This window comes from Psychrobacter sp. A3, from assembly GCF_028823565.1.
GTDB lineage: Bacteria > Pseudomonadota > Gammaproteobacteria > Pseudomonadales > Moraxellaceae > Psychrobacter > Psychrobacter celer.
This window is the reverse complement of the sequence record NZ_JAPEHS010000106.1, coordinates 1-7,117: the sequence shown is the minus strand read 5'-3', so window position 1 is coordinate 7,117 and position 7,117 is coordinate 1. Positions and strand designations below refer to the sequence as shown.

The following is a 7,117-nucleotide window of genomic DNA, read 5'->3' as shown; positions in this document are numbered from 1 at the left end:
CCGCCTGTACCTGCCTCAGCATAACTGAGATATATCTGCTTAGAGGTAGAAAAATCAGGCGCTAGGATGACGTCACCCAGACCGCCCTGTCCGCCATAAGCCACTGCCGGTATACCCGCTACGGCTGTCTTGCTACCCGTGGCAGTATCAACGACAAACAGCTCGCCGGTCTTTTGAGTCACCAAGAGCTTGGGGGGCTCATTATCCGCCGTTGGTAGCGCCGTCATTGCCCAAGGCTCATCAAAGATGGCGAGCGCTTTTGTATCAAAGATAGGTCTTTCGGTATTGGCCGCCAAATCGCGCGCTGCGGCTTGGCCTTCTTTGTATTCTGTCAGATCGGCGTCGGTATTGACGGCTGCAGGATTGGAGCATGCAGAGGCACTAAATAGCAGTGACGCTACCACGAGCGATAGTAGCAACGGCATTTTTATTCTTTTTTTAATAATAGTCATCCTGATTTACCTCCCTAATCTTGCCGTCTTTTTATGTGCTTTATCATTATTTATACCACAATCAAGGTGTGTAAACGGTAAAAAATGTTGACACAAAAAAACCCCTTACCTGACCATATAAAAATAGGCAGATAAGGGGTTTGGATTTTTCATTAGCTAGCAGAGACCGCTAAACTAACTCAATGAAAAACAAACGCTTGATTTAGCTCATTCTAAGCTTATTAAAAGTCAGCTGATCATCTGCATCGACATCGACCTTGATGATATCACCTGCGACAAAGTCACCAGCCAATAGCTTTAATGAGAGCGGGTTTTCGATCTCTTGCTGGATCGCACGTTTTAGTGGACGCGCGCCATACACAGGATCGTAACCAACAGCGACTAGTTTGTTCATAGCATCGGCTGACAGCTCGATATCCATCTCACGCTCTTGGAGACGCTGACGTAGACGCTGCAACTGAATGTCAGCAATACCAGCCATCTGCGACATGCCAAGCGGATGGAAGACCACAATCTCATCGATACGGTTGATAAACTCTGGGCGGAAATGCTGTCCGACCGAATCCATCACCTCAGACTTGATGTCTTCATAGCTCTCGCCGACCATCTCTTGGATTTTGTGAGAGCCTAAGTTACTGGTCATCACAATCACCGTGTTTTTGAAGTCGACCACGCGGCCTTGTGAGTCGGTCAAACGTCCATCGTCTAACACTTGTAGCAAGATATTAAACACATCAGGATGCGCTTTTTCGACCTCATCAAACAATATCACGCTATAAGGCTTACGGCGTACCGCTTCGGTCAAGGTGCCGCCTTCTTCATAACCGACATAGCCTGGAGGCGCGCCCACTAAGCGGCTGACGCTGTGTTTCTCCATATACTCACTCATGTCGATACGGATGATAGCATCCTCACTATCAAACAAGAAGTTGGCCAATGATTTGGTCAGCTCAGTTTTACCAACCCCCGTAGGCCCTAAGAATAAGAACGAGCCCGATGGGCGGTTGGGATCAGACAACCCAGCTCGGCTACGGCGCACAGCGTTGGCGACTGCTTCGACTGCTTCATCTTGACCGATGACGCGCTCATGCAGCTTGTCTTCCATCGCCAGCATCTTGTCACGCTCGCCTTGCAGCATTTTGCTGACAGGAATTCCCGTCGCGGCTGCCACCACCTCTGCGATCTCGTTGTCCGTGACTTTATTACGCAGCAGTTTGGCACCGCCATTATCACCTGCCTGCTCTTTTTGCTCGGCCAAATCAGACTCTGTGATACGGCGCTCAAGCTGTGGAATCGTCTCGTACTGCAGCTTACTCATGGTCTCGTAGTCACCTTCGCGGCTGGCTTTGTCATAAGCGATACGCGCTTTGTCCAGCTCGTCTTTTAGCTGCTGAGAGCCTTTGACCAGCGCTTTTTCCGCTTGCCAGACTTCATTGAGATCGGCGTACTCTTTTTCTAGCTCTTCGATTTGGCTATCAAGCACTTTAAGCTCTGCTTGTGCGCCGGCATCTTCTTCGTTTTTGAGTACTTCGCGCTGCATTTTTAGCTGAATCAAACGGCTATCGAGCTTACCGAGTGCTTCAGGTTTGCTGTCCATCTCCATACGTAGGCGACTTGCCGCTTCATCGATTAAATCAATCGCCTTATCTGGCAATTTGCGATCGGTAATATAACGATGGCTCATGCGCGCTGCGGCAATAATCGCGCTGTCTTGAATATCGACACCGTGATGCAGCTCATAACGCTCTTTTAGACCACGCAAAATCGCAATGGTGTCTTCAACCGTTGGCTCATCAACCAATACTTTTTGGAAGCGGCGCTCAAGCGCAGCATCTTTTTCGATATATTGGCGGTACTCATCTAGCGTCGTTGCGCCCACACAGTGTAGCTCACCGCGCGCCAGTGCAGGCTTTAGCATATTGCCTGCATCCATCGCGCCCTCTGACTTACCCGCGCCGACCATGGTATGCAGCTCATCGATAAACAAAATGACATTACCCTCTTGCTTGGCCAAGTCACTTAGCACCCCTTTGAGACGCTCTTCAAACTCACCACGGAATTTTGCCCCCGCAATAAGCGCGCCTAAGTCTAACGACAATACTTCTTTATTACGAAGCCCTTCTGGCACATCGCCATTGATGATTTTTTGCGCCAAACCTTCAACAATGGCAGTTTTACCGACACCTGGCTCACCAATGAGCACAGGATTATTTTTGGTGCGGCGCGAGAGCACCTGAATGGTACGGCGAATCTCTTCGTCACGGCCAATGACAGGGTCTAGCTTACCCAGCTCAGCCTGCTCAGTTAAGTTGATAGTATATTTGTTTAGCGCATCACGCTGATCTTCGGCATTTTGATTGTCCACCGTTTCGTCTCCACGTAATTTTTCGATCACAGCCTTTAGCTGACTGGCTGTCACGCCTGCGTTTTCAAAGATTTTTTTGGTCTCGCCTTGTTCAGCAAGTGCCAATAGCACCCATTCAGTGGCAATGAAATCATCGCCTTCTTTTTGTGCTTGGCGATCCGCTAAGTTCAAAATCTTCACTGAGTTTGGGTTTAGATTGACATCACCTGTCGGCTCGCTAATAGTTGCTTGATTATCGAGCGCTTTGGCCACGCCATTTTTTAGCGCCGGAATGGATGCGCCTGCCTGCTGACAGATCGCGATGTTTGACTCATCTTGTAGCAGTACGGCAAGCAGATGCACAGGGTCTATGCCTGTGTGATCACGTCCTAACGCTAAGCTTTGCGCTTCTTGTATTGCAGATTGCAACTTTTGGGTGAATTTCTCAAATCTCATATTGTTATCCTTTGATAATTTATCATGGCAACAGGCTTTTATAAGTATTAGGTTAGCCCGTTTGCCTTTGGTTGCTATCTATATAAGGTATAGTAACAGTCATTTCAAGCGAAAAACAATAAAAAACCTTACTATTAGCAATGATATAAAGACTAGTTTATTAATAAGTGTTTATCAATGCTATTTCAAGAATTTTTAAAGAAAAATAAGTACCTAAATAAGAGTTTATCGCCTATAAAAAAGCGCTTGCTTTATCCAGAATAAACGCTATAACTGGCTTATGAGACGATAAAAAACGCTAAGCTATTCTACAATTTCAATCGGCATTCCTGCTTTGTATACGCTCATAATCTCATCCATCTCATCATTAGTCACCGCGATACAGCCATCCGTCCAATCACGCTGCTGCGTAATAGCCGCCAGATAACCAAGGCCGTTTTTTTGTCCATGAATCATAATATCACCGCCCGCACTGACCCCGCGTTTTTTGGCTTGGGCTTTATCAGCGGCGTTAGGATAACTGACGTGGATGGAGCGATAGTAGCTAGAGTTTTCATTTTTATAATCAAGAACATAACTCCCTGTCGGTGTGCGCTCATCGCCTTCTTGGCGCTTATGTCCCACTGGGCTATCCCCTAAAGCAATGTGATAAGTTTTGATTACTCGATCGCCACTTAATAGCTTTAATACCCGCTCGGACTTATCGACATAGACTTTATCAATCTTGATATTTGCAAGGTCAGTTTGATGGCCTTTGTCAAAGTGATTTGCTGCAGCGAGCGTTTTGTAGCCTGTCAGGCCAACGCCGAGCAAAATAAGCATCGCCAAGGACAGCAGGATGATTTTTTTGGGGTATAAACGAAAAAATGACACAGTCTTTGCCTTTTATAATCCACCAGTAATGAGCTTTTATAAAATAACAAAAATTTGTGTCAAATATGTGCAAAAAGTATGAATACGCTAAAAGCGCGATTACACCATACGAATCGCGCCATCAAGGCGAATCACTTCGCCGTTTAGGTAGGCGTTATCAATGATATGAGTAACCAATTTGGCAAACTCGTTTGGAGCACCCAAACGCTTAGGATACGGCACACCTGCTTCTAACTGTTCGCGCGCCTTTTCGGGAATGGTGTCCATCATCGGTGTGGCAAACACACCAGGCGCTATCGTCATGACTCTGATGCCGTGGCGCGACAGCTCGCGTGCAAGCGGTAAGGTCAGCCCGACCACCCCAGCTTTTGATGATGAATAGCTGGCCTGCCCAACTTGTCCGTCAAAGGCGGCGATAGAGGCGGTATTGATGATAATACCGTTGTCTGCGTTTGATGCGTAAGCGCCAGCTGCTACACGCTTAGCGATGCTAGCCGCTACCAAACGTGCGACGTTAAAAGACCCCACGAGATTGATCTGAACCCCGCGGCTAAACGCCTCTAGATCGGCAGGTTGGTTTTCACGATCGAGCAGCTTTTGTACCACCGCAATGCCCGCACAGTTGATAGAGCCTTGCAGACCGCCAAAGGCTCGTTCGGCTATGTCTACTGCTACTTGCACATCCTCGCCGCTGGTGATATCACAGCGTACAAAACGGCTATTTGCGCCCAGCTCATCAGTCAGCGCTTGTCCTGCCGATTCATTTAAATCAGCGATGACCACTTTGCCGCCTTGAGCGACGATCGCCCGTACCACGGCTTCTCCAAGGCCTGATGCACCGCCCGTTACCAAAAAGCTGTGTTGTTCAATTTGCATAATCCTTCCTTTTATTTGTCTAGTATTCTTTGCATGTAGTCTTTATAGTGTACGGAAAAATATTTGAGACAATGCATGATGCATTGCTCATCTTACGCTAACATGGCCAATAAGGCGGCGACTGACGTACAGTCGCCCTTAATATGGCCGCGTCTTGATATCGTCGCGTTTTTCTTGGCTTATGCCGCAGACAAACTGCGCAGCAAAAAGCGCTGAATCTTGCCACTTGGGGTCTTGGGCAATGCTGCCACAAACTCAACGTCACGCGGATAGGCGTGTGTCGATAGACGCTTGCGTACCAGGTCTTGTATTTCTTTGGCCAGCTCATCTGAGCCTTCGATGCCGTCCTTTAGCACCACATACGACTTGATGGTATGACCGCGCACTTCATCAGGTACGCCGACGGCCGCCGACTCTGCCACCGCATCATGCTCCAGCACGGTGTTTTCGACATCAGTCGGCCCCACACGGTAGCCTGCGGTGATGATGATGTCATCATCACGCCCTGAGAACCAATAGCTACCGTCACTATGACGTTCGACCACATCGCCTGTTAAGTAGTAATCACCGACAAAGGCGTCTTTTTCATTCCAGCTATAACCACGGAAATAAAACGCGGGCGACTGACTGACCACCACCGCCAGCTGGCCTTGCTCACCATCAGGCAAGACATTCATGTCATCATCCAACACGACGAGGGTATGCCCTGGAAGCGCCATACCCATTGAGCCGACAGGACACTCATGGGTCAAAGCATGGTGCTCGCAGCACGTCATTCCCGTCTCAGTTTGTCCATATTGGTCACAGACTTTGCAGTTTAGATAAGTCTCCACCCAATTGACGACCTCGGTATTTAAGGTCTCGCCTGCCGAATTGGCGCAGCGTAGGGATAGCGCGGCATCGCTATCATCATGCGCCCGCTCAAACACGCCGCTGGATTTCATCATACGAAAGGCAGTGGGCGAGGAGGCCAAATTGGTAATCTTATGACGCGCCATAAAGTCGCGCGTGTTTTCTGCATCAAATCCTGACTCATTAAAATGGGTGGTGATGCCCATCAGCAACGGCCCTGTAATGGCATAATACAACCCATAGGCCCAGCCAGGATCAGCCATATTCCAGTAATTATCATCGGCGCGCAAATCGATGGCATAACGCACATATAGATAAAAAGCCGAGAGCGCGCTGAGAGGAACGCTGACGCCCTTAGATTTACCGACGGTCCCAGAGGTAAACATCTGCAAAAATGGCGCATCTGTATCCAAGAGCACAGGCGCCGCCGTAGATGGCTGCGCTGCTACCACTTCCTCATAACGATCGTCACCCCAGCCATGGTCCTGCTGGCTATCATTGCCGCCCACCAAGACCATTTTGGTTTGCTCAGCCAAATCCTCAAACTTGCCGCGGTTCTCAAGGTTGGTAAATACCACTTTGGTATTGGCTTTATCCATACGGTATTTGATCGAATCATAGCCAAAAGCGGTAAATAACGGCTGATACACGGCACCAATACGCCATGTCGCCAATACAATAGTCAGCAGTTCAGGTGTGCGCGGCAGCATGGTCGCCACTTGATCGCCAGCTTGCACACCATATGACTGGAGCAAGTTGGCAACGTGACCACTGGCCTTATCAAGCTCAGCGAAGCTTAGGCGCGTGACGTTGCCTGCTGTATCTTCGTGTACGAGTGCAATATGCTCACCCCGCCCATCACGCACATGGCGCCCACAGCAGGCCATGTAAGCATTTCGCTGGTCGTCCAGATGCTCGCCATATATTTCGGTCAATAAGTTATTGATATTGAAGTTTTGATAATAATCGCGGTAGTGTGGGCGCGTATCGGTGTGAGTTGTCGTGGGGGTCGATGAGGTAGTCATAAGCCAATCCTTTAGCACTTGCAGGTCATTGATGACAAGTGACAACAGCGGCACATGACATCATGGATAAAAATGCTCATGAATCAAAACACCACTGTCTCACTTGTAAAACCGCCCTATCCTATGGGCGGTTTTTATTGTCTATACGCTATTAGTAACGCATTTTACTTATTATTTCAATACACAACGTATCATTTTTATATTATTTTTTCTGCTGGTATTATTATTTCTATAGTTAG

At 48.3% G+C, this 7,117-nt stretch carries 5 protein-coding genes; all 5 read right to left on the bottom strand.

The annotated features are described in order from the left end of the window. Positions 1 to 425: PQQ-dependent sugar dehydrogenase (locus NK638_RS11270; protein WP_274633092.1), on the bottom strand; the 425-nt coding region annotated here is incomplete at its 3' end. A gap of 229 nt (positions 426 to 654) precedes the next feature. After that, positions 655 to 3,252 carry an ATP-dependent chaperone ClpB gene (gene clpB, locus NK638_RS11265; RefSeq protein ID WP_274633091.1) on the bottom strand — a complete coding sequence of 866 codons (2,598 nt, stop codon included), beginning with the start codon at positions 3,250 to 3,252 and terminating at the stop codon, positions 655 to 657. A 303-nt stretch (positions 3,253 to 3,555) separates the two neighbouring features. Further along, complete coding sequence (locus NK638_RS11260) at positions 3,556 to 4,125, bottom strand: L,D-transpeptidase family protein (protein WP_274633090.1); 570 nt, start codon at positions 4,123 to 4,125, stop codon at positions 3,556 to 3,558. 99 nt (positions 4,126 to 4,224) lie between these two features. Further along, positions 4,225 to 5,001, bottom strand: coding sequence for an SDR family NAD(P)-dependent oxidoreductase (locus NK638_RS11255; RefSeq protein ID WP_274633089.1), 777 nt, complete (start codon positions 4,999 to 5,001; stop codon positions 4,225 to 4,227). Positions 5,002 to 5,180: 179 nt separating this feature from the next. After that, the gene (locus tag NK638_RS11250; RefSeq protein ID WP_274633088.1) at positions 5,181 to 6,878 is read right to left on the bottom strand and encodes an AMP-binding protein; all 1,698 of its coding nucleotides are present in this window, start codon (positions 6,876 to 6,878) and stop codon (positions 5,181 to 5,183) included. Positions 6,879 to 7,117: the final 239 nt, after the last annotated feature.